Raw genomic sequence first — 21,952 nt, forward strand, 5'->3', positions numbered from 1 at the left:
AGGCCACGATTTCCACTCATTGCCACGGTCAACCGCGAAAAACAGCCAAAAACCGTTGTTTGTCCCCTGTTATCGCTCCATACTCGACGATCTCACCTCAAGGAATGTCGCGGCACACCCTGAAAAAATTTGTTTTCAAGTTTTTCAACACAATCGGCCAATAGCCAAAGTTCGTGGTTGCTATGCAATTCAGATTCCATCACCATGCGTTTATAGTTTCTTTAGGCTCTTTAACCGTCACGTCTTGAACTGGCCAACGGAGCCGAATTTGCGTGGGACAACTTGAGCGAATTTCATGCTTTCCAAGCACACCTACATCTAACGGCTAAAGAACCTTTCTCTTCAGCGTTGTCAGGCGCTTAATGACCCTACATCTGCCCCGCTCCCTGGAAATAGAGCCAATTATTCCTCATGCTGGCATGTACCGTCCTGACATTGATGGCTTGCGCGCCGTGGCCGTTTTGGCCGTTATCCTGTTCCACATTAATCCGCATTGGCTGCCCGGCGGTTTTGTCGGGGTGGACGTGTTCTTCGTTATCTCGGGGTACTTGATTACTGGTATCGTAGCCAAGGAACTGCAGGAAGGCCGCTTTACCATCAAGGCGTTTTACGAGCGCCGTATACGTCGCATCCTGCCCGCTCTGTGGGCCCTGCTGCTGGTGTGCTTGCCCATCAGCTTTTGGTTAATGCTGCCTGCCGACGCCGAGGCGATGGCCAAGTCCGCCATGTGGTCCATTCTTGCGATGGCCAACGTCTATTTCTGGCGCGAGGTCACTACCGATTACTTCGCACCGCAGTCGGCGCAGATGCCATTCCTGCACTTGTGGTCGCTAGGCGTCGAAGAGCAGTTCTACGTGTTGTGGCCACTGGCCCTAATGGTTACCTGGACGCTTTGGCGCCGAAGGCCGCGGGCATTAGCCGCTGCTCTAGCGGTGGCACTGGTTTGTTGTTCGACTTTGTTTGCTGAATGGTTGATCGCCGCACAGGAAATCCGCTTTGCCTACTACATGCTCCCTGCTCGAGCAGGCGAGCTAGCTGTTGGCGCGGCGCTTGCGTTGGCTTGGCCGCAGCTGGCGGAACTTGTCCGGTCTTGGCGAGTCTTCGGTGATGGGGCCGCAGTATTGGGCTGGGGGCTACTCGTGGTCAGCGTTTTCTGGCTAAGTGAGCACGAACCCTTCCCCGGTTGGCGCGCCCTGCTGCCCACGCTCGGAGCGGTGTCGCTCATTGCGGCTGGTCATGTGGGGTTGGGTAGCTTTTGGCTCCGACCACTATGCCACCCAGCATCAATCTGGTTGGGGCGCTGCAGTTACTCCGCCTATCTCTGGCACTGGCCTGTACTGGCGTGGTGGCGTTACCTTTGGGGGCAACCGGGTGGGGGGGAGGGCTTGGGCCTGCTCGCCCTAATCCTGCTACTTGCCGGTGTCAGCCAGCGCTGGATTGAAGAGCCGGCGCGGCGCGACAGTGGCAGTTGGGGGCGAACACTCAGCCTGTACTTCCTTATGCCCGTGGCACTCTTGGGGGTCATGGCTCTAATGATTGCACGGGGTGAGCGGTGGGGCCTTCCTCTGTACCCTGCGGCTCAACTGCAAGGCTGGGCAGAGCTCGAGAATTTCACACGCCCCGTGCACCATTTGGACTGGGTATGCCAACAGCACGTCCTCAACGCCAAGACCCTGACCGATCCTAGCTGCGAGTTTGGGGGCGGCAACGAATCCACCCAAGTGATGCTGCTTGGGGATTCCCATGCAGCGCAATTCGCCCCTCTAATCCGCAGTGCTGCGGAGATTCAGGGCGTGCGTGTGCGCTCAGTTGCTTTGGGCAGTTGTCCGGCTCTGCCGGGGCCATTGGCCGGCGTGGTCAGCGATAGCAGATTAGCCGCGTGCGAAGAAGGCATGCGCCAGGTATTGGCGCGAGCTGAGGACTTCCGGTTGTTGATTATCGGCGGGGCTTGGGCGGGCTACGCCCAGAGAGATCCTCGTGTTTGGGAACGCCTAGAAGCACACTTGTACAGCCTTACGGCGCGCGGGCATCAGGTGTGGCTGCTTCCTCGCGTGCCAGAAGTACGGGGATATGATGCTGCATGCTCCGCAAAAAGGCTGCGCGTTGGCGATTGGCTACGATGCCCAACGACCTTGCCTCAAACTGAACCGAACGACGATACCAATGACCGGCTGGCGCAAGTGGCCGGACGCGTACCTGGGGTTCACTTCTTGCCATTGCGGCCTGGGCTTTGTAGAGAGGCTCATTGCCCGGTGGCGGATGCTCAGGGTCATTTTCTCTATTCCGACGGCAGCCATCTCAGTGTATATGGCGCTCAGCAGCTGGCTGCTGATCTGCAGCAGGAAGGCCGATTACCCGATTTACGGCAACGTTGAAGATATTTTCATCAATCGGCTCTCGGTCGAAGGGGGACTTATTAATTCCAATTAGCGTTCAAGATGATACTAACGCTAGAATATTCCCGAGTGCAAAAGACAATAAGTCCTAAGAAATAGATAGGGGACAGACCAGAATGGCGCTAAGTTAAGCCCATTCAGTGGAAAAGCCGTTCATGCCATAGAGATAAATGAGATAATTTGGCATGAAAATTGGCACGCTCTATCTCCCTGGATTTCACCTATCGACGCTGCGCCGCAAGCCACGCTCTGGCGCGCAAAAGCTGGCTGACGAAAAGATTCGGATTCGCCGGCATACGATCAGCCAACTGGGGGAGTGTTTTGGTTCCTTCATTCCGACCCGCGAACTGGGGAAGGAGAAGGTGGGTAATTTCAGTCGGCGTCGGATATTCAGCAAGGAGAACACCTTCTGGGGGTTTTTCACCCAGATTCTCGACGCCGACGGCGGTTGCCGGGAAGTGGTTCGCAAAGTTCAGGCGTTTGCGGCTTCTCGTTCGATGCCGGTGCCCTGCGCATCGACCTCGGCGTACTGTCAGGCCCGAAGCAAACTGGAGAGCGGCGGACTGAAACGCATCCTGAAGCACAGCGCCGAACAGTTGCAGCAGCGGGGACAGCATCGCCGATGGAAAGATCGGCGCGTCGTGGTAGTCGATGGAACGGCAGTGAGCATGCCCGACACCCCGGCCAATCAAGAGGCGTGGCCCCAGCCGGGAAGCCAGAAGCCGGGATGTGGATTCCCACAGGCCCAGATCTGTGCCTGCTTCTGTCGACAAACCGGCACATTGTTGAGTCATCGGGTCAGTTCCCTCAGGGACGGCGAATTGACTCTTCTGCGCCAGCAATGGGGAGAGTTCAAGCCCGGCGACATCATGATGGGTGACAAGGGGTTTTGCAGCTATTACGACGTCTGGAAATTCCAGCAAAGGGGCGTGGACACGGTGATGACCCTGGCGCGGCGGACACCGGTCGAAGCGGGGGCGGCGAGCGACGTGCTGGGGCCGGACGACTTGCTGATCACGTGGCCCAAGCCCGTCTGGAACAAGAACCTGAGCTATTCCCATGAAGAATGGCGGACGCTTCCCGACGCTCTCACGCTACGCCAGATCAAGGTCACGATCACGGTGCCGGGCAGGCGCAGCGAGTCCTTCTATCTCGTGACGACCCTGAGCGATGCATCACGCTACGCGGCCTCTGAACTGGCGGATCTGTATTTCCAACGCTGGGATGTCGAACTGTTCTTTCGCGATATCAAGACCACCTTGGGTATGGACGTGCTGCGCTGTCGTTCTCCGGAAATGGTGGAGAAGGAAATCCTGATGCATTTCATTGCTTACAACGCCATCCGCTTGCTGATGGTCGAAGCGGCGACCGAGGTCGATCAGGCGCCACGCCGACTGAGCTTCAAAGCCAGCATTCAAGCATTGCGCCAGTGGGAACCCTTGTTCAGCAGAACGAACGACCCGAGGGAACAACGGCGATTGATGGGGGCGCTTCGATCTTCAATCGCCGGACATCTTGTACCTCATCGACCGGGACGAAGGGAGCCTCGATGCGTGAAACGACGACCCAAACCTTTCGCGCTTCTCACTGCGCCGCGGCACCAGATCTGCGAAATCCCACATCGAAGCCGCTATCATGCAAAAGTGGCTTAACTTAGCGCCATTCGGTAGAGTAGAGAATAGGCTTTCGCCTGCCCTCCCTCATCAAACCGTGCATGCGGTTTTCCCGCACACGGCTTTCCGATGTTCTTCATGCCGAGACATGCGCCGAGCGCCAGCCCGCCACCCCGGAAATCTTGTATAGCCCGTGACGCTCGTAGAGGTCGCGACGTGGAAATCGACACAAGGCCGCTTTCCTGTCCTTGACCTTGTGGCGCCTCATCAAGTGCGTTCGCAGTCGGTCTTCCGCATGCTGCCTGACTTTGCTCATCGCCAGACTTGAGTTCCGGTAGTGAAAGTAGTTCGCCCAGCCTCGCAGGCTGCGGTTCACATTTCCCACAATGTCGCCCAAGGGGATGGCGGTCAGGTTCCTCTGGGTCAGTTCCGTCAGTCTCGCCTTGATCTTCTTCAGCGATTTGTCTGCCGGTCTGACATTCGGGTACGGCTTTCCAGTTTTCGCCCCTCGACTCATCTGTAGCGTAAAACCCAAGAAGTTGAAGCTGGCTTCGGTGGCGTCCATGATGTGGGTCTTGGCTTCGTTGAGACTGAGGCCCAAGCGTTCCAGCACATGACGCACCACGTTCAGCGGTTCCTCTACATCCTTTCGGCACATCACAACAAAGTCGTCCGCGTAACGCACGAGGTGCGCTTGCAGCTTACCCTTGAGGTTTCGCCGTTGCCATAACCGGTCAAGCAAGTGCAGGTAGCAGTTGGCCAGTAACGGTGAGATCACGCCGCCTTGCGGGGTGCCTTTCCGGTTGGCTTTCCCGCCGCCTACGGTCTTCTTTACGCCGCCTTCTTCACCGATAACCGGGGCTTTGAGCCATTGCTTGATGAGGTGCAATACCCCCCCATCGACAATGCGCTCGGCCACCACGGCCATCAGTTTGTCGTGCGGTATGCTGTCAAAGTATTTCGACAGGTCGGCGTCTATGACTTGGGTGTATCCGGCCCACAGCGTGTTGGCGATGTCATCCACGGCATCGTGGGCCGATTTCTTGGGCCGGAATCCGTACGAGTGCGCACAGAAGTCGGCTTCAAAGATCGGTTCGATGATGAGTTTCACCGCCATTTGCGCGACCCGGTCGCGAATCGTCGGGATGCCCAGTGGACGCTGACTGCCGTCCGCTTTGGGGATCATGGCGCGCCGCACGGGTTGAGCCTGGTAGGTTTTGTCTTTCAGATCACGGGCCAATTCCCGCAGCAACGTTTCTACCCCGATTCCGTTCTCTATGGCTTCGAAGCTGATCCCATCAATGCCGGAACTGCCTCGGTTGGCACGGACAAGACGCCAGGCGTGATGGAGGACATCCTCCCAGCTGATCTTGTCGTAGAGCGCGTAAAAGCGGTAGGCCGTCTCTTGCTTGGCCTTGGCATAGAGCTTCCTCTGTAGCGTCCTGATCGTATCCGGGGTGGTTAGCGACATGGCAATCCCCTGATCCTCCGCGCTTCGGTTGCATGAACAAAGCAGGGTTCCTTCCCTCGACCGGGGTTGTGTTGTCCCGCGATCTCAGTCGGTACTATGAACCCCTCCGACTCCCGTCTCAGGCCGCTGCGCTTTCGTTTCCTTATACGCAACAGTCGGTGGCCTCCCCACCTCCGCAGACGGGTCTCCAGCACTGGGCAATAAATCTTCGAAAACATGCCGACCCTGCTACCCCGGGAGTCAACGAATGCCACTTCCGTTATTTCAGCATCCACCCAACGGCCTTCCCCTTCTGTCCACAGGGTCGGCGTCTCCACTTCGTTTACGAGGCTACTCATGGGTTCACTTACGTTACGGCCTGCTCTCTTGCTGTTTGGAAACTCACGACCCCGCGTTACCGCGACGCCGCTTCCTCATGCTACCGGGGCGTACGGACAACTCCCCGGACGGGACTTCAACCCGCTAGATTTACTGCTGTTACTGCGAACGAACAGAGCACGATTTCTACTCATGACCGCTATCCGAAGATCACGGTCAACCGGAAAATCCGGCCAAAAATGACTACTTGGCCGGCTTGAGCTTGGCAACCGCTTCTTGCAGCGGTTTGAACGGCCCGTATTTGTGCTGCTCCGGGATGCCGCCGCCGTAGTACGGAGGATAGGCTGAATCCACCGGCTTGTTGTAGCCAAGCGGGTAATCCTTTTCCAGATTCGGCTTGACCGGACGCGAATGGCTCAGCACGTAGGCGGCCACATCATAGGCTTCGTCGTCGGACAACAACGCGGTTTCCATGGTGCGGCCGAGCGGCATGTTGGCCTTGATGAAGGCGGATGCCGTCAGCAGGCGGCCCATGCCGGCGCCCTTGTCGAAACTGTCCTTGCCCCACAGCGCCGGGAAGATATAGCCGGTGCCATCGCCAAGCTGGCCTTTGGGCGTGCCTGAGCCATCCGGCTTGTGGCAACTGGCACATTCACGCTCGAAAATGACCTTGCCGGCAGGCAGGTCGGCCTTGCGGTCCGGCGGGGTGAACTTCATCGTGCCAGCACCTTCGACATGGCTGCCAACCGGGATGCCGGTGGACAGGAAGTGCATGTAAGTGACGAAGGCCTTCATCTCCCGGCTATTCACAGGAATCGCCTTGCCGGCCATGCTGCGCTCCATGCAGTCATTGACACGATCCTCGATCGTACCGATGGCATTGTCACGGGCCCGGTAGATCGGGTATTTGGCACTCACGCCGACCCAAGGCATGGCATAAGGCTTGGTCGCGCCATTTTCATGGCAGGACTGGCAACTCAGGTTATTGCCGGCGTAGCGCATCTTCTTGTTTTTGGCGTTCGGCCCGAGATACACCGAGGTGTCGTTCGTCAGCGCCAGGCCGTAACGCGCCAGTTCGCCATAGGCATCGTTCGGCAGTTTCTCGATATCCGGCGCCTGCCAGTTCGTGACGACATTCGGCGCAACCGGCGCGGCGGCCGACTTGGTAGCATCGGCAGCCCGTACCGGACCAAGAGCAAAGGAGAAGATGAGCGCTGTGGAAAGCGCCAGGGGCGTGAAATATTTTGTCATTTTGGTTCATGGGTTATTCGAGGTTGATAGGGAGACACTGATTTATTCGAGAATTGCCATTCCGGCGAAGGACGGAATCCGGAAAAATGAACGGCCTGGACCCCGGCCTTCGCTAGGGTGACGAATAGATAAGCGTTTCCATAGATAGTCGCATGGCGCAAGAATGACAACAAGCACTGAACCGGCACAATGTAGGCGGCGGAAAACCGTACTTCGGCCGCAACGACCCAATCAATCGTACCTGAGCAGAGGGTAACTTGCATCTCTTCGTCGATATCTCCAGCCACGGCTTCGGGCACCTCGCCATCGCGGCGCCGGTGCTGAATGCGCTGGCCGAAATGGCCCCGGACTTCCGGTTGACCATACGCAGCGGCCTCCCCCGGCAGAAGCTGGCACAGCGCATCCGGCCGCCCTTCACCCTGATTGCCGGCAGCAGCGATTTCGGCTACGTGATGATCGACGCAACACGCATCAATCTCGCGGCCAGCGCCGCCGCCTATCGCCACGCCCATGCCGACTGGCCGGCCACGGTTGCGCGTGAGGCCGCATGGCTTGCCGTGCTCAAGCCGGATCTGGTCATCACCAACGTCGCCTATCTGCCGCTGGCCGGCGCGGCACGGCTCGGCATCCCCGCACTCAGCCTGTGCTCGCTCAACTGGGCCGACCTCTTCGCCCATTTCTTCGGCCATGAACCCTGGGCGGCGCCGATCCACGACGCGATGCTCGCCGCCTACCGCAGCGCCCGGACTTTCTTGCGCGTCACCCCCGGCATGCCGATGCACGAACTCCGCAACCTCGACGCCGTCGGCCCGATTGCGGCCATCGGTCAACACCATGATCTCGGGCTGAACGGCAACAAGGCCGTGCTGATCGCCATGGGCGGCATCGACCATCGGCTGCCGGTCGAAAATTGGCCACGGCTGCCCGGCATCCGCTGGCTGGTCGCCGCCGACTGGCAATGCGCGCACCCGGACACCATCGCTCTCGAATCGTTTGGCCTGAGTTTCACCGACCTTCTGTGCTCGGTCGACGCCGTCATCACCAAGCCCGGCTACGGCACCTTCACCGAAGCCGCCTGCAACGGCACGGCGGTACTCTACCAGCGGCGCGACGATTGGCCGGAGCAGGACTGCCTGATCGACTGGCTGCGGGGCAACGCCCGCTGCCTGGAGATTGCGGCCGACTGCCTGCTCGACGGTGGGCTGGCGGAGAGCCTGCGCGCGCTCTGGCGGCAGCCGCCGCTGCCACGACCGGCGGCAACCGGCGCCGCCGAGGCGGCGGCACGGATATTGGGTGCACTACCTGCGGAAGGTCTTCCCGAAGGATTGACCTCGCCACTGTCGGGTTCACCGCCGGCGATCAGAAACGCCAGCCGAAGCGCTTGAGCAGTTCGCCAGTCTCGCAGATTGGCAGGCCCATGATGCCGGTATAGCTGCCGGCAATAAATTCGATGAACAGCCCGGCGCGTCCCTGAATACCGTAGGCGCCTGCCTTGTCCATCGGCTCGCCGCTGAGCACGTAGCGACGGATTTCTTCGTCATCGATGTGGCGGAAACGCACTTCGCTGACCGACTGCACGTATTCGGTCCGCCCTTCGTGGGTGACGGCGACGCCAGTCAGGACGCTGTGGGTCTGGCCGGAGAGGTGGCGCAGTATTGCCGCCGCATCGGCCTCGTCGACCGGCTTGCCGATGATCTCGCCGGCCAGTTCCAGCGTCGTGTCGGCCGCCAACACCGGGCGCAGCAGCAGGCGCCGCTTGAGGAGAAGATCGAGGCCGTGCTCGGCCTTGGCGCGGGTGACGCGCTCGACATAGGCAAACGCCGTTTCGCCGGCATGCACGCCTTCATCTACCTGCAGGTCGGTGCGCAGGCCGCCACGGAAGATGATGGTGTCGAACGCCACCCCCATCTGGGTGAGGAGTTCACGACGGCGCGGGCTGCGCGAGGCGAGGTAGAGACGCATGATGGAATCTAGCCTTCCCGGTGATAGGGGTGGTTCTTGAGAACGCTGACCGCGCGGTAAAGCTGTTCGCACAGCACCAGGCGGGCGAGGCCGTGCGGCAGGGTCAGGCTCGACAGGCGCAAGCGGTCGTCGGCCTGGCGCTTGAATTCCTCGTCGAGTCCGTCGGTGCCGCCAATCAGCAGCGCGACGTCGCGACCATCCTGCATCCAGGCCTCAAGCCTTTGGGCCAGTTTCAGCGTGGTCAAGTCGTCACCCTTTTCATCGAGGACGACGATGCGGCAGGCAGAAGGCAGCGCATCGCGGATACGGCCCCTCTCGGCAGCGAGCAACTGTTCGCGGGTTTTCGAACCGCGCGGTTCCGGCTTGATTTCGGTAACGGCGGCGGGCAGTTCGCGCGGCATGCGCTTGAGGTACTCGGCGCAGCCGGCGCTCACCCAGTCGGGCTGGCGATGGCCGACGGCGAGCACGTTCAGCTTCATTTGGTGGCGGTCTGCTCCATGGCCTTGCGCCGCTGCACCGGCGTCGTCTTCCACAGTTCCTCGAGGTTGTAGTACTGGCGCACCGTCGGCTGCATGACATGAACGATCAGGTCGCCGAGGTCGACCAGCACCCACTCGCCGGTTTCCTCGCCTTCGATCGACAGTACCTCGGCCCCCGCTTCGCCGGCCTTTTCCTTGACGTTGCGGGCGAGTGCCCGGACTTGGCGGTTGGAGTCGCCGGTGGCGATGATCATGGAATCGAACATCGAGCTGAGCCCGATGGTGTCGATGACTTCGATATTCTTGCCCTTGATGTCTTCGAGGGCGGAGACAACGAGTTTTTGCAGCTTGCGCATTTCCATCGGGGTTAGGACCTGTCTCTGTAGAGTTGGTGAAGCCTAATGTAGTCGAGAACGCCATCGGGCAGCAAATAGCGGGGCGAGTGCCCGGCGGCCAGCAGATTGCGGATCCGGGTCGCCGAAATCGCGAGCTGGGTCATCGCGAAGGTGGCAATGCCGCCAGCCGGCTTCGCCCGCAGGCCAGCGGCATCGGGCAGGCGGCGGTCGCCGAATTCGGTCGCCAGATCGTGCGGCAGGCTGGCGACCCCGACCGGAAACCCGGGGCGGTGCGCGACGGCAACATGGGCCAGCGCGAAGATGTCGCGCCAGCGGTGCCAGGTCGTCAGGCCGGCAAAGGCATCAGCGCCGACAAGCAGGACCAGCGATTGCCCGGCGCCGAGTTCGCCACGCAGGCGTTCAAGGGTATGCACGGTGTAGCTCGGGGCGGCGGCCTCGACCTCGCCGGCATCCACCGAAAAACGGTCGTTTTCCGCGGTCGACCGCAGCACCATCTCGAGCCGCTGTTGCGCGGTTACCTCCGGCGCGCCGCGATGCGGCGGCTGCCCGGCGGGAATCCAGCGCACCCCGCCGAGGCCAAGGTTGTCAATCGCCTCCTCGGCCAGCCGCAGGTGACCGAAATGAACGGGGTCGAAAGTGCCGCCGAAAACGCCGAGCGCTTCAGACAATTTCGGATTTGACGAAGATGTCGCGGTAGCTGGCGTAGAAGCTGGCATAGACCGTCGAGAACACGCACAGCGCGATCACGACCATCAGCGGCAGGATGATGAAGCTGGCGATGAAGCTGCCCTCGCCCCCGGCGAACACGCCGGCGAGCATGGCGAAAGCCAGCCCCGGCAGGATGCCGGCGAAGATCACCAGCGCGGCGCCAAAGGTGAGAAAGGCGCGCCAGTTGATCCAGCAGGCGACAAAGCTGAAGAACAGTGACTTGCCGACGCTCTGTCCATGCCAGGCCGCCAGCACCGGGGCGAACCACCAGGCCATCAGGACCGGTGTCATCAGGGTCATGACGAATACCGACGGCAGGAAGAAACTGCCACTCTCGAGCACCTCGCGGTCGGCGGGCTCGCTTGACAGGATGAGGCGCAGGAGATCGCCGCCGTCGAGCAGCGCCGAAAGAAACAGAATCACCAGCGTGCAGAATAGATAAAGCGCGCCGAGGGCCAGCAGCACGCGGGGATTCTGCTTGATTCCGCCGAACAGCGTCTGCACACTGATCGGCTTGCCCTGTTCGAGATCGCGCGCCGCCTGCATCAGGCCGACCGTCAGGCCGGGAATGATCATCGACGCCGCCACGGCGCCGATAATGGGAACCAGGTTGAGAAAGATCACGGTCAGCCAGTAGCTGACCACCAGCATCGACAACAGTGGCGGGTTACGCCGGAAAATCGCAAAGCCGGCATCGAGCCAGCGCCAGCCGGCGGCCGCCGGAAGTTTTTGCGCGTGCATGGTCAGGCTCCCTCGAAAATGTCGAGATAGGAAGCGTATATCGCGCCGGTGAACAACGGGATCAGCAACAGGTAGCCGATGAAGAACGGCAGCGCGGCGAAGAACATGGCGACAGCCAGGAGCAGCGCAAAGACGACCATCGCCAGCCAGTTCTTGACCCCGGCGGCAAGGCTGGCCTTCATCGCCGGCAGCGGTTGCATGTCGTGGAAAAATACCAGTGCCGGAGCAAACCAGGTCGCCATGATCACCGGGATCGACAGGATGAACGCCAGCAGGCTGGCGATCATGGCACCTCCGAGGGCGATTCCGAATCCGGCGACGCGTCCGGTGATTACACCGCCAAGGAGGCCACCGCTGACCAGCAGGAAGGCGAGGAAAGCGATGCCGAAAATGCCTGTCGCAAAAAAGACGCCGATCATCACCAGACCGCCGGCGTTGTGGCGGAAGCCGGCGAACAGATCGGCGATTTCTGCACTCCCGTCCGTATACTGGTTCCGGCTCATGAGCAGCCAGCCGCCGGCGAAGACCGGCAGCAGGACGCTCACCGCGATCTGGCCGAAGACGGGAACGATCTGCACCCCGAGCACGATCACCATCATCAGCACCGAGCTGCCAATCCACGTACCGGGATTGGCGATGAACAGCACCCACCCCCGACGCAGCCACTCGAAAGAGGCTGCGGGATCGACTTCCCGGCTGGCGCCGGTGAAGGCTGGCGGGAGGACCACTTGAATTTGCGTACTTTCTTCCATACTGGGATGCTAACGGCGCGAGCCTTCCTGAGCAAGGCAAAGACGCCGCAGAAGTTGTCCGAAATGGTCCGGATCCTTGATCGTTACCACAGCGCCGGGACGCGGGTGCTGCCGCGCATCGAGTCGCAATAGCCAGAAACGAAGCGCTGCGGCACGGCGCAGCGCCGGCCACGCGGCCTCTTCGCCCGACGTCAGCGGCCGCAACGCGCTGTATCCGGCAATCAGGGCGGCGAGCTGATCGGCCTCGGGGCACCAGTCGTTGGCCACCACCGCCAGATCGAACAGCAGGCTGTCGGCGCCGGCGAAATAGAAGTCGAGCACGCCGGAAAGCTCTTCGTTGTCCTGCCACAGGACATTGTCCCGGAACAGGTCGCCATGGACGATGCCGTGCGGCAGACCTGAATAATCCTGCGCCGCCTGGAAATCGAGTTCGACGAGGAGTCGACCGCGTTCGTCGGCGGACAGCGCCGGCGCCAGCCGCCGACCGGTCCGTTCGCGCCATTCGTGGCCGCAGGGATTGGGTAAGGGCGAAGGAAAATCGACGCCGGCCAGATGCAGGCACGCCAGCATTGTCCCCAGCGTCCGGCAGTGCGCTACGGTTGCCGCTTCGATGCAATCACCGGGCAGACAGGTGAAAAGAGCCGCCGGCTTGCCGGCCAGCGGCCGCCAGAAGCGCCCGTCGGCGGCAGCCAGCGGTCGCGGACAGGGAATCCCGCGCGCCGCCAGATGCTCCTGGAGAGCCAGGCAGAAATCGAGATCGCGGGGCGCCAGGTGCTCAAAGATGGTCAAGACCCAGCGCCGGCCGCTCGCCGTAACGAAGTAATTCGAATTTTGCATGCCGGCGGCAATGCCGGTCAGCGTGCCCGGAGCACCTAGCCCGAGCGGCGCGAACCAGAGCGCTAACTCGTCGGGCTCGACCGTCGTGTAGACTGACAAGCGGCTACCAGCTGAAAATTCTCCACATGGCCGGCGTCACCATGGTTCCCGGGTTGTCCTGCTGGACGAAGTTGCCGTCGCCCTGCTGATCGACGAGATAGTACACGGGGCCCACCGCCGGAGTCACCTTGACCATGTAGAGCCTGCCGTTCTGACGGAACTCCTCGCGGGTCTCGGTTTCGGTCTTGACGATCGTGACCTGTGGCTCGAGCGCCGCGTCGAAGGCTTCCATGCCCGGCGGTGGCGGCGGAACGGCGGGCAGCGGCTGAAGATTGTTCTGTTGTGCGAAAGCCGGCAGCGATGCCAGCAGGATGACGGGAATTAGGTGGCGCATGGTGTGATCCTCGAAAATCTGCCGCTGATTCTATTACAGGTTGAGCATCAACTCACGTTCGCCGGGCAGCGGACCGAACGGCCGCGCCTCGTAGTGTTTGAAAATCGCCTCGACGACCTGCTGCGGCTCATCGATCAACTGGATCAGATCCATGTCCTTGGAGTTAACCATTTGTTCCTCGACAAGTTTTTCCTTGAACCAGTCGATCATTCCCCGCCAGAAGTCCGAACAGACAAGAATCAGCGGAATCTTTCTCGCCTTGCCGGTCTGGATGAGAGTGAGCGCTTCCATCAGCTCGTCGAGCGTACCGAAACCGCCGGGCATCACCACGTAGGCACTGGCGAAACGCACGAACATGTACTTGCGCGCGAAGAAGTGGCGGAAGGTCTGCGAAATGTCCTGATAGCGATTGGACTGCTGCTCGTGCGGCAACTGGATGTTCAACCCGACCGACGGCGACTTGCCAAAATAGGCGCCCTTGTTGGCGGCCTCCATGATGCCGGGTCCGCCGCCCGAGATCACCGAAAAGCCGGAATCGGATAGCAGGCGCGTTGTCTTCTCGGTAAGATCGTAGTACGGCGAGCCGGGCGCCACGCGGGCGCTGCCGAAGATGGTGACCGCCGGCTTGATCGCCGCCAGACGCTCGGTGGCCTCGACGAACTCTGACATAATGCCGAAAATTCGCCACGATTCCCGGGCCGAGGCAGTATGCAACAAGGCCTCGGATTCGACGCCCATCACCAGTTTTTCGCTTTCCGTCACTTCTCATGCCTCTCTTGTTGTTGGTGGACGGCTCGTCCTACCTCTACCGCGCTTTTCACGCCCTGCCCGACCTGCGCAACAACGCCGGCGAGCCGACCGGCGCCTTATACGGCGTTCTCAACATGCTACGCCGGCTGGAAAGCGACCACAAGGCGGACTACAAGGCCGTCGTCTTCGATGCCAAGGGCAAGACCTTCCGCGACGATTGGTATCCGGAATACAAGGCGCACCGGCCGCCGATGCCGGACGATTTGGTGCACCAGATTGAACCGCTGCACGCGGCGATCAAGGCGGCCGGCTGGCCACTGCTGATGGTCGACGGCGTCGAGGCCGACGACGTGATCGGCACGCTGGCAACGAAGGCTACGGTCGACGGGATAAATACGCTGATTTCGACCGGTGACAAGGATCTGACTCAGCTCGTGAACCCGCTCGTCCGCTGGTACAACACAATGAGCAACGAACTGCTCGACGAAGCCGGCGTCGAGGCCAAATTCGGCGTGCCGCCGAAAATGATCGTCGATTATCTGGCGCTGGTCGGCGACACCGTCGACGGCGTGCCCGGCGTTGCCAAGTGCGGCCCGAAAACGGCGCTCAAATGGCTGGCGCAATACGGTTCACTCGACGGAATCGTTACCCATGCCGACGAAATAAGCGGCGCCGTCGGCCAGAACCTGCGCGACCATCTGGAATTCCTGCCGCTCGGCAAGAAGCTGGTCACCGTCGCCCGCGACCTCACCAATTTGCCCGCTCCGACGGCGTTGACCGTAACGGAACGGGATATCGACACCCTGCGCGAACTCTATACCCGCTACCAGTTCCGTACCTGGCTCGGCGAAATTGATGGTCCCGAAGCAGCGGCCGCCGTGCCGGCTCGGGTATCGACACCGGCTGACGCGAAGCCTGCAGCGACCGCCATCACCGTCCATTACGAAACCGTCTTCACCTGGGCGCAATTCGACGCCTGGCTGGCCAAAATCGAGGCGGCTGAGCTGACCGCGCTCGATACCGAAACGACCAGCCTCGATTCGTTTGCCGCCCGCATCGTCGGCATTTCGCTATCCGTGACGCCGGGCGAGGCCTGCTACATTCCGCTCGCCCACACCGCCCCCGGCGTCCCCGAACAGTTGCCGCGCGACGAAGTTCTGGAAAAGCTGAAACCCTGGCTGGTCGCGGTCGACCGGAAAAAAGTGCTGCAAAACGCGAAATATGACCAGCACGTTTTCGCCAACCACGGCATCGCACTGGCCGGTATCGAACATGACACCATGCTGCAAAGCTATGTCATCGAATCCGACAAGGGCCACGACCTCGGCCAGTTGTGCACCCGCCACCTCGGGCTGGACACCATTGCTTACGTAGACCTGTGCGGCAAGGGCGCGCGGCAGATCGGCTTCGACCAGGTCGACATCGAGCGCGCCGCGAGCTACGCCGCCGAGGATGCCGATGTCACGCTGCGCGTCCACCAGGCGTTGCACCCGCGGTTCACCAAAGAAGAGGGGCTTTCCTACATCTACCACGACCTCGAGATGCCGGCCCGCCAGGTCATCTGGCAGATGGAGCGCACCGGCATCCTGATCGACGCCGCGATACTGACGCGCCAGAGTCATGAAATCGGCCGGAAGATCATGGCGCTTGAAGCGCAGGCCCATGAACTGGCCGGCCAGCCGTTCAACCTGGCGTCACCGAAGCAACTGGCCGACATTCTGTTCGAAAAGCTGGGACTGCCGATCAAGAAAAAGACGCCGTCCGGTGGCCCATCGACCGACGAGGAGGTGCTCTCCGAACTGGCCCTCGACTACCCGCTGCCCAAGCTGCTGCTCGAACACCGCAGTCTGGCCAAGCTCAAGGGCACCTATACTGACAAGCTGCCGCGGATGATCAACCGGGATACCGGGAGAGTGCATACTCACTTCTCGCAAGCGTCGGTAGTCACCGGCCGCCTCGCCTCGAGCGACCCCAACCTGCAGAACATCCCGGTGCGCAGTGAGGAAGGCCGCAAGATCCGCACCGCCTTCATCGCCCCACCGGGCAGCAGCATTGTTTCGGCCGATTATTCGCAGGTCGAACTGCGCATCATGGCCCACCTCTCGGGTGACGAGCGCCTGCTCGACGCCTTCGCGCACGGCGAGGACGTGCACCGGGCAACGGCCGGCGAGATCTTCGGCGTCACCCCGCTCGAAGTCGGCCCCGACCAGCGTCGCGTCGCCAAGAGCATCAACTTCGGCCTGATCTACGGCATGAGCGCCTTCGGCCTCGCCCGCCAGCTCGGGCTGGAACGCAGCGCGGCGCAGACCTACATCGACCGCTACTTCGCGCGCTACCCCGGCGTCGCCCGCTACATGGAGGAGGCGCGGGAATCGGCGCGCCAGCACGGTTACGTCGAAACCGCCTTCGGCCGCCGCCTGTACTTCCCGGAGATCCGCTCGAGCAACGGCAACCGCCGTCAGGGGGCGGAGCGCGCCGCGATCAACGCGCCGATGCAGGGAACGGCCGCCGACCTGATCAAGATGGCGATGATCGCCGTCAACAACTGGCTGGAAGACCCGGCGCGGAAATCCCGCCTCGTCCTGCAGGTGCACGACGAACTGGTGCTGGAAGCGCCCGACGACGAACTGATGGAAGTTCGCACCCACCTGCCGCGGCTGATGGGAAATGTGGCGACACTCAAGGTGCCGCTGGTCGTCGAGGTCGGCATCGGACCGAACTGGGAGGCGGCGCACTAGCCTCGCCACCGGCCGGGGTTTTCAGTCGCCCGCCGATTTCTCGGCCTGTACCTGCAGGCTGTGCAAGCGGGCGTAGGCGCCGTTCAGCGCCAGGAGATCGGCATGCCTGCCGGATTCGCTCAGCCTGCCTTCGTGCAGGACAACGATGCGATCGGCATTCTCGATGGTGGACAGGCGGTGGGCGATGACCAGTGTCGTGCGCCCGCGCATCAGTTCGTCGAGCGCCGCCTGCACGTGGCGTTCGGATTCGGTGTCGAGCGCCGACGTCGCCTCGTCGAGGATCAGGATCGGAGCGTCCTTGAGGATCGCCCGGGCGATGGCGAGACGCTGGCGCTGCCCCCCGGAGAGCTTGACGCCGTTTTCGCCGATCATCGTGTCGATTCCATCCGGCAGCACGTCGATGAACTCGAGGGCATGGGCGGCGCCGGCGGCGGCGCGAATCTGCTCGCGCAAGGCTCCCCGTTTCGTTCCATAGGCAATGTTGGCGGCGATGGTGTCGTTGAACAGAACCACATCCTGACTCACCAGCGCGATGTTTGCGCGCAGGCTTTCCAGCTGGATCTCGGACAGGCGATGCCCGTCGATCCGGATCTCCCCCACTTCGACATCATGGAAGCGCGGCAGCAGGTTGGCGACCGTTGTCTTGCCGCTGCCCGAGGCGCCGACCAGTGCCAAGTACTCGCCTGGCCGCACCGTCAGCGACAAGTCGTTGAGCGCGGGACGCTCGGCACCAGGATAGATGAAGGTGACATGCTCGAAGTCGACATGGCCCCGGGCGCGTCCGAGTTCGACATTCCCGGTATCCTCCTCGGCCGCTTCGTCGATCAGCGCGAAGACGCTTTCGGCTGCGGCAAGCCCGCGCTGGATCGGCGCATTGACGTCGGTCAACCGCCGCAGCGCCGGCAGGAGCATCAGCATGGCGGTGATGAAGGAGACGAAGTTGCCGACCGTCGTCTGGTCATCCGCCGCCTGCCTGAGCGCGACGCCGATGATGATGGCGAGAGCGACCGCGGCAAAGAAATGGACTATCGGGCTCTGGCCAGCGGAAGCGAGCGTCGCTCGCATCGCCAGGCCGCGCTGTTCGCGGACAGCCTGGCGAAAACGTTCCCTTTCGTAGGTCTGGCCGCCGAAGATCCGCACCACCTTGTAGCCCTCGATCGTTTCCTGCAGGACCTGAGTAATCTTGCCCATCGCCTGCTGCAAACCACGCGAGACCGTGCGCAGCCGGCGACTGAAGAAGCGCACGGCGACCGCGATCGGCGGCGCCATGACGAGCGTGATCAGCGTCAGTTGCCAGTTGAGATAGAACAGCCAGCCCATCAGCGCGATGATCGAGAGTGAATCCCTGATCAGCGAGGTGATCGCTGTCGTCGCCGCGCCGGTCACGTTGGTGACGTCGTACATGACGCGCGACATCAGGTGGCCGGAAAGATTGTCGCTGTAGTAGCGCATCGGCAGGTGGACGATGCGGGTGAACATGGCCTGGCGCAACTCGGTGATGACATTGTTCGCGACCCAGCTCATGGCGTATTCGCCGAGAAAACCGAAAATCGCGCGGACCAGGAAAATCGCCAGAATGATGAGCGGATAGATCAGCCAGGCCCAGCCGCCCTGAGTCTTGGCGAAACCATCATCGAGCATGTACTTCATCATCGCCGGAAAGACCGGCTCGGCCAGGGACGACAGGCCCATGCACAGCATTGCCGCCAGAAAGACCTGCCAGTACGGCCTGACATAGGTCAACAGCCGGGAATACAGCGCACGACTACTGGTCATGTCTCGGGCCATGCAGATCCCTGAAGGGCAAAGTTAAGGGGCGGATTATACCCGCCCGCCCGGCGACTCCGACGCTCACCGCTGATGGTGGCGTTCGGCTCCGCAGGATCAGCGACCGATGGCGACGGTGGTCAGCGACCCGTGGGCGAAAGCGAGTTGCGGCCATTCGCCGGGCGGCAACCCGCGCCAATGCGCGAGCAGGACGCGGATGACCCCGGCATGGGTGACGATGACTGACTCCGGGGCGTCGAGCCCGGCGACGAAATCGAGCGCGCGGCGCTGCAGCGCCAACGGCGACTCCCCGCCCGGTGGCGCATAGCCGCCCACATTGGCTGCCCAGGCATCGAGTTCAACGCGCGGAATGGCATCCCACGGTTGGCCTTCCCAAACGCCGAAATTCATCTCGACCAGGCGGTCGTCGATCGCCGCCTGCGGCAGCAGCAGTTCCGCCAGTTCCCGGCAACGCCGCAAAGGGCTGCTCCACACCGGCAACCCGCCCGCCAGCCTGGCCCGCAAGCGCGCCGCGACGGCGCCGGCATTTTTGGCCGGAATATCGAGTCGACCGTAGCAGATGCTCGGCGCGACCACCGGTTCGGGGTGGCGAACGAGATGGAGAATCATGCGCCGGGCAAGACGACGACACCGGCGACGGGCAACGGAAGGAGGATTGGACGCATCCTGGTCAACCTGGAAAGGACGGGTGAATCCGCCAATCATACGGCATGAGCCGGCGGGCTGAAGGCTGACGCCGGGATTGGCATTGCCGGGTTAATGCGAACTAGCGACTCCGGCCCGCCGTGGCTATCGCCCCTTCCAGCCGACGAGCAACCCCTTCTGCAAGCGCGGGGCGTCCCGTCAGGTGGTTCTCGAACCGCAGGACCTGCGCCAGATCAGACAGCGGTTGTTGGACGGCATGGCGCGGTCCTCGACCAGTTCGAGCCCTGCCATTTCGGCAAGTCCGTTCACCTTCTCGAAGTCACGAATTCCCTGGTGCGGCGCATCTTCCCTGAGCCGGAGATCGAAGGCCGCGTTGCTCTCGCTGGTGAAGCGACCGCCATAGTTGAAGGGGCCGTAAATGGCGACCTTGGCCTGGTCGGCGAGAACGCCGGGCAATCCCGCAAAGAGTCGCTCGACGGCGGCCCACGCCATGATGTGCAAGGTATTGGCGCTGAAGACCGCATCGTAGCGCCCCGTCGGCCAGCTCGCAGTGACGTCCAGTTCGACCGCTGGCGGGGTGTTGGGGAGACCGGCCTCGTCCAGCCACGCATTGATTCCCGGCAAGTTTTCCTCACGGTCGGAGGCTTGCCAGACCAGATGCGGCAGACGGGCGGCGAAGAAGATCGCGTGCTGGCCGGTGCCGCTACCAATTTCCAGCACGGAGCGACGGTCGCCGAAGTGGTCGCGCAGCACATCGAGAATTGGCTCGCTGTTCCTCTCGCAGGCGGGGGCGTGGGGCTTTTCCATGGGCGGCAGTTTACCGGAAGACACCCACCTTAACGCTGGCCGGCATCGAAAGCCGCCTTCAGTTCGGCCAGCGGGCAAGCAGGCCGAGGTAGAAGGCAATTTCGCTAACCTGCTGCGTCGCACCCAGACAGTCGCCGGTGTAGCCACCGAGCCAGCGCCGGAACTTTCCGGCCAGCCAGAGCGTGGCGAGGGCGGCCAGAACACAGCCGGCAACAGCTTTCTCGGTCGGCAACAAGGTGAGTACGACCAGAACGAAGAGCAGCGCAACCAGCATCTCACCGCCGGAAATCCGGGTTGCCAAGGGTTTCGCCTTGGCCAGCAGATCCTCACGCACATAGTCCATGGTCGCCAGCAACACGGTCGAACAGAAGCGCGACACGGCGTGGCCGGCAAGCAGCGCGAAGGGAACCAGCGCGCCATCCAGCGAATTCAGCAGCGTGAACTTGCCGAGCAGAGCCAGCACCATGGCGACGACGCCGTAGCTGCCGACCCGCGAGTCCTTCATGATTTCGAGGATGCGCAGCTTTTCCCAGCCGCCGCCGAGGCCGTCGACAGTATCGGCCAAGCCATCCTCGTGGAAGGCGCCGGTGGCGTAGATGGTTGCCGCTAGCGACAGCAGCACGGCAACCGGCTGTGGCCAGAAGTACGCCGCCCCGAGATAGACCAGCGCACCGATACCGCCGATCAGCAGGCCGACCGCCGGAAAATAACGCGCCGAACGGTTTAGCGCCTCGCTCGAATGGCCGACCCAGGCCGGCACCGGCAAGCGCGTGAAGAAACGCACCGCGCCGAAGAAATATTCCAGCTCGCGACGGATCATGCCTTGTCCGACACGCCGGCCGACGCGAAACTGGCCATCTCGTTGAGAAAACCGGCCGCCGCCTGGACGAGCGGCCAGGCCAGCGCGGCACCAGTGCCTTCGCCGAGGCGCAGCCCGAGGTCGAGTAACGGCTCGGCATCCAGAGCCCGAAGCTGCGCGCCATGCCCGGGTTCGGCCGAGCGATGGCAGAAGATGCAATACGCGGCCAACGCCGGGAACAGGCGCGCTGCGGTCAACACCGCCGAACCGACGATAAAGCCGTCGATCAGAAGTAGCATCCTGGCTTCCGCCGCCGCCAGCATCGCGCCAACCATCATCGCGATCTCGTAGCCGCCGAATTCGGCCAGCACGTTCAGCGGATCATCGGCGCCGCCCGCGCCGCGGTAGCGAGCCAGCGCCTTGGCGAGCAGCGCCTGCTTGCGTGCCAGCCCGGCATCGTCGAGCCCGGTGCCACGCCCTACACACTCGGCCAGCGGAGTACCGGTCAGGCAGTGGGTAAGCAGCGCGGCTGACGCCGTGTTGCCGATCCCCATTTCGCCGAAGCCTACAACGTTGCAGCCATTGGCGGCGAGGTTGCGGACAAGTCCGGCGCCACGCGCGATCGCCTCGGTGCATTGCTCGGGCGTCATCGCCGGCTGCTCGATACAGTTCGCCGTACCTGACGCCACCTTGGCATCGATCAAGCCCGGGCGCGGTCCGAAGTCATGCGCCACACCGGCGTCGATTACGGTCAGGTTCAATCCGTTCTGGCGGGCGAAGACGTTAATCGCCGCGCCACCGGCCAGAAAATTCTCCACCATCTGCCAGGTGACGTCCTGCGGGTAGGCAGAAATGCCGGCCTTGGCCGCACCGTGGTCGCCGGCGAACACCAGCATGTGCGGCTGCGTCAGTTGCGGAGCCAAGCTTTGCTGGATGAGGCCGATCTTCATGGCCAAGGCTTCCAGTTGGCCGAGCGCGCCAAGCGGCTTGGTTTTCTGGTCGATCTTCTGCTGCAGTGCAGCGCCCAGGCCCTGCTCCGGGGCGACGATATTAAAACTTGAATGCATCCGATTTTTCCTGTCCAAAAAACCAAAAGGGCCTCGCCGCG

Annotated in this window: 19 protein-coding genes and 1 pseudogene; 4 read left to right on the top strand and 16 right to left on the bottom strand. The window is 62.1% G+C overall.

Translation table 11 applies throughout. The features are described 5' to 3' along the window. Positions 1 to 362 precede the first annotated feature (362 nt). Together IPP03_12335 and IPP03_12340 are read left to right on the top strand one after the other, a co-directional pair. Positions 363 to 2,375 (top strand): acyltransferase, encoded by a 2,013-nt coding sequence (locus IPP03_12335; GenBank protein ID MBL0353392.1) that lies wholly within the window; start codon positions 363 to 365, stop codon positions 2,373 to 2,375. Positions 2,376 to 2,581: 206 nt separating this feature from the next. Further along, positions 2,582 to 4,048 carry an IS4 family transposase gene (locus tag IPP03_12340; GenBank protein ID MBL0353393.1) on the top strand — a complete coding sequence of 489 codons (1,467 nt, stop codon included), beginning with the start codon at positions 2,582 to 2,584 and terminating at the stop codon, positions 4,046 to 4,048. 97 nt (positions 4,049 to 4,145) lie between these two features. Here the strand turns inward: IPP03_12340 and ltrA are convergent, their stop codons facing one another. Beyond that, complete coding sequence (gene ltrA, locus IPP03_12345; GenBank protein ID MBL0353394.1) at positions 4,146 to 5,480, bottom strand: group II intron reverse transcriptase/maturase; 1,335 nt, start codon at positions 5,478 to 5,480, stop codon at positions 4,146 to 4,148. A 561-nt stretch (positions 5,481 to 6,041) separates the two neighbouring features. Then, positions 6,042 to 7,049, bottom strand: a complete 1,008-nt coding sequence (locus IPP03_12350) for a c-type cytochrome (GenBank protein MBL0353395.1) — start codon at positions 7,047 to 7,049, stop codon at positions 6,042 to 6,044. 257 nt (positions 7,050 to 7,306) lie between these two features. Between IPP03_12350 and IPP03_12355 the strand changes: the two are divergent. Continuing rightward, positions 7,307 to 8,269 (top strand): annotated as a pseudogene (locus IPP03_12355) (hypothetical protein). A gap of 139 nt (positions 8,270 to 8,408) precedes the next feature. Here IPP03_12355 and maf read toward each other — a convergent pair. Genes maf through IPP03_12400 form a run of 9 tightly spaced genes read right to left on the bottom strand, consistent with a single transcriptional unit; the run spans position 8,409 to position 14,055 of the window. After that, complete coding sequence (gene maf / locus IPP03_12360) at positions 8,409 to 9,011, bottom strand: septum formation inhibitor Maf (GenBank protein ID MBL0353396.1); 603 nt, start codon at positions 9,009 to 9,011, stop codon at positions 8,409 to 8,411. 8 nt (positions 9,012 to 9,019) lie between these two features. Further along, positions 9,020 to 9,490 carry a 23S rRNA (pseudouridine(1915)-N(3))-methyltransferase RlmH gene (gene rlmH, locus IPP03_12365; protein ID MBL0353397.1) on the bottom strand — a complete coding sequence of 157 codons (471 nt, stop codon included), beginning with the start codon at positions 9,488 to 9,490 and terminating at the stop codon, positions 9,020 to 9,022. Further along, positions 9,487 to 9,852: a ribosome silencing factor gene (rsfS, locus tag IPP03_12370; GenBank protein ID MBL0353398.1), complete on the bottom strand. Its 366-nt coding sequence runs from the start codon at positions 9,850 to 9,852 to the stop codon at positions 9,487 to 9,489. The genes rlmH and rsfS overlap by 4 nt, the downstream gene beginning before the upstream one ends. A 5-nt stretch (positions 9,853 to 9,857) precedes the next feature. Further along, positions 9,858 to 10,562 (bottom strand): nicotinate-nucleotide adenylyltransferase, encoded by a 705-nt coding sequence (nadD, locus tag IPP03_12375; GenBank protein ID MBL0353399.1) that lies wholly within the window; start codon positions 10,560 to 10,562, stop codon positions 9,858 to 9,860. Beyond that, complete coding sequence (locus tag IPP03_12380) at positions 10,507 to 11,295, bottom strand: hypothetical protein (GenBank protein ID MBL0353400.1); 789 nt, start codon at positions 11,293 to 11,295, stop codon at positions 10,507 to 10,509. The genes nadD and IPP03_12380 overlap by 56 nt, the downstream gene beginning before the upstream one ends. Positions 11,296 to 11,297: 2 nt before the next feature. After that, a complete protein-coding gene (locus tag IPP03_12385) occupies positions 11,298 to 12,047 on the bottom strand; it encodes a hypothetical protein (protein MBL0353401.1) in 750 nt (249 codons plus the stop codon). 9 nt (positions 12,048 to 12,056) lie between these two features. Further along, positions 12,057 to 12,983, bottom strand: a complete 927-nt coding sequence (locus IPP03_12390; protein ID MBL0353402.1) for a homoserine kinase — start codon at positions 12,981 to 12,983, stop codon at positions 12,057 to 12,059. A 4-nt stretch (positions 12,984 to 12,987) separates the two neighbouring features. Continuing rightward, a complete protein-coding gene (locus IPP03_12395) occupies positions 12,988 to 13,317 on the bottom strand; it encodes a DUF2782 domain-containing protein (protein ID MBL0353403.1) in 330 nt (109 codons plus the stop codon). 33 nt (positions 13,318 to 13,350) lie between these two features. Next, positions 13,351 to 14,055 carry a TIGR00730 family Rossman fold protein gene (locus IPP03_12400; GenBank protein MBL0353404.1) on the bottom strand — a complete coding sequence of 235 codons (705 nt, stop codon included), beginning with the start codon at positions 14,053 to 14,055 and terminating at the stop codon, positions 13,351 to 13,353. 29 nt (positions 14,056 to 14,084) lie between these two features. Between IPP03_12400 and polA the strand changes: the two genes are divergently transcribed. Beyond that, positions 14,085 to 16,805, top strand: a complete 2,721-nt coding sequence (gene polA / locus IPP03_12405) for a DNA polymerase I (protein ID MBL0353405.1) — start codon at positions 14,085 to 14,087, stop codon at positions 16,803 to 16,805. A 21-nt stretch (positions 16,806 to 16,826) separates the two neighbouring features. Here the strand turns inward: polA and msbA are convergent, their stop codons facing one another. The 5 genes from msbA to cobT all read right to left on the bottom strand — a co-directional run bounded on the left by msbA (position 16,827) and on the right by cobT (position 21,911). Next, positions 16,827 to 18,593 (bottom strand): lipid A export permease/ATP-binding protein MsbA, encoded by a 1,767-nt coding sequence (gene msbA, locus IPP03_12410; protein MBL0353406.1) that lies wholly within the window; start codon positions 18,591 to 18,593, stop codon positions 16,827 to 16,829. 96 nt (positions 18,594 to 18,689) lie between these two features. Beyond that, positions 18,690 to 19,202: an alpha-ribazole phosphatase family protein gene (locus IPP03_12415; GenBank protein MBL0353407.1), complete on the bottom strand. Its 513-nt coding sequence runs from the start codon at positions 19,200 to 19,202 to the stop codon at positions 18,690 to 18,692. A gap of 234 nt (positions 19,203 to 19,436) precedes the next feature. Continuing rightward, the gene (locus IPP03_12420; protein MBL0353408.1) at positions 19,437 to 20,045 is read right to left on the bottom strand and encodes a DUF938 domain-containing protein; all 609 of its coding nucleotides are present in this window, start codon (positions 20,043 to 20,045) and stop codon (positions 19,437 to 19,439) included. 58 nt (positions 20,046 to 20,103) lie between these two features. After that, positions 20,104 to 20,865, bottom strand: a complete 762-nt coding sequence (locus tag IPP03_12425; protein ID MBL0353409.1) for an adenosylcobinamide-GDP ribazoletransferase — start codon at positions 20,863 to 20,865, stop codon at positions 20,104 to 20,106. Continuing rightward, a complete protein-coding gene (gene cobT / locus IPP03_12430; protein MBL0353410.1) occupies positions 20,862 to 21,911 on the bottom strand; it encodes a nicotinate-nucleotide--dimethylbenzimidazole phosphoribosyltransferase in 1,050 nt (349 codons plus the stop codon). The genes IPP03_12425 and cobT overlap by 4 nt, the downstream gene beginning before the upstream one ends. Positions 21,912 to 21,952: the final 41 nt, after the last annotated feature.

The organism is Candidatus Dechloromonas phosphoritropha, from assembly GCA_016722705.1.
GTDB lineage: Bacteria > Pseudomonadota > Gammaproteobacteria > Burkholderiales > Rhodocyclaceae > Azonexus > Azonexus phosphoritrophus.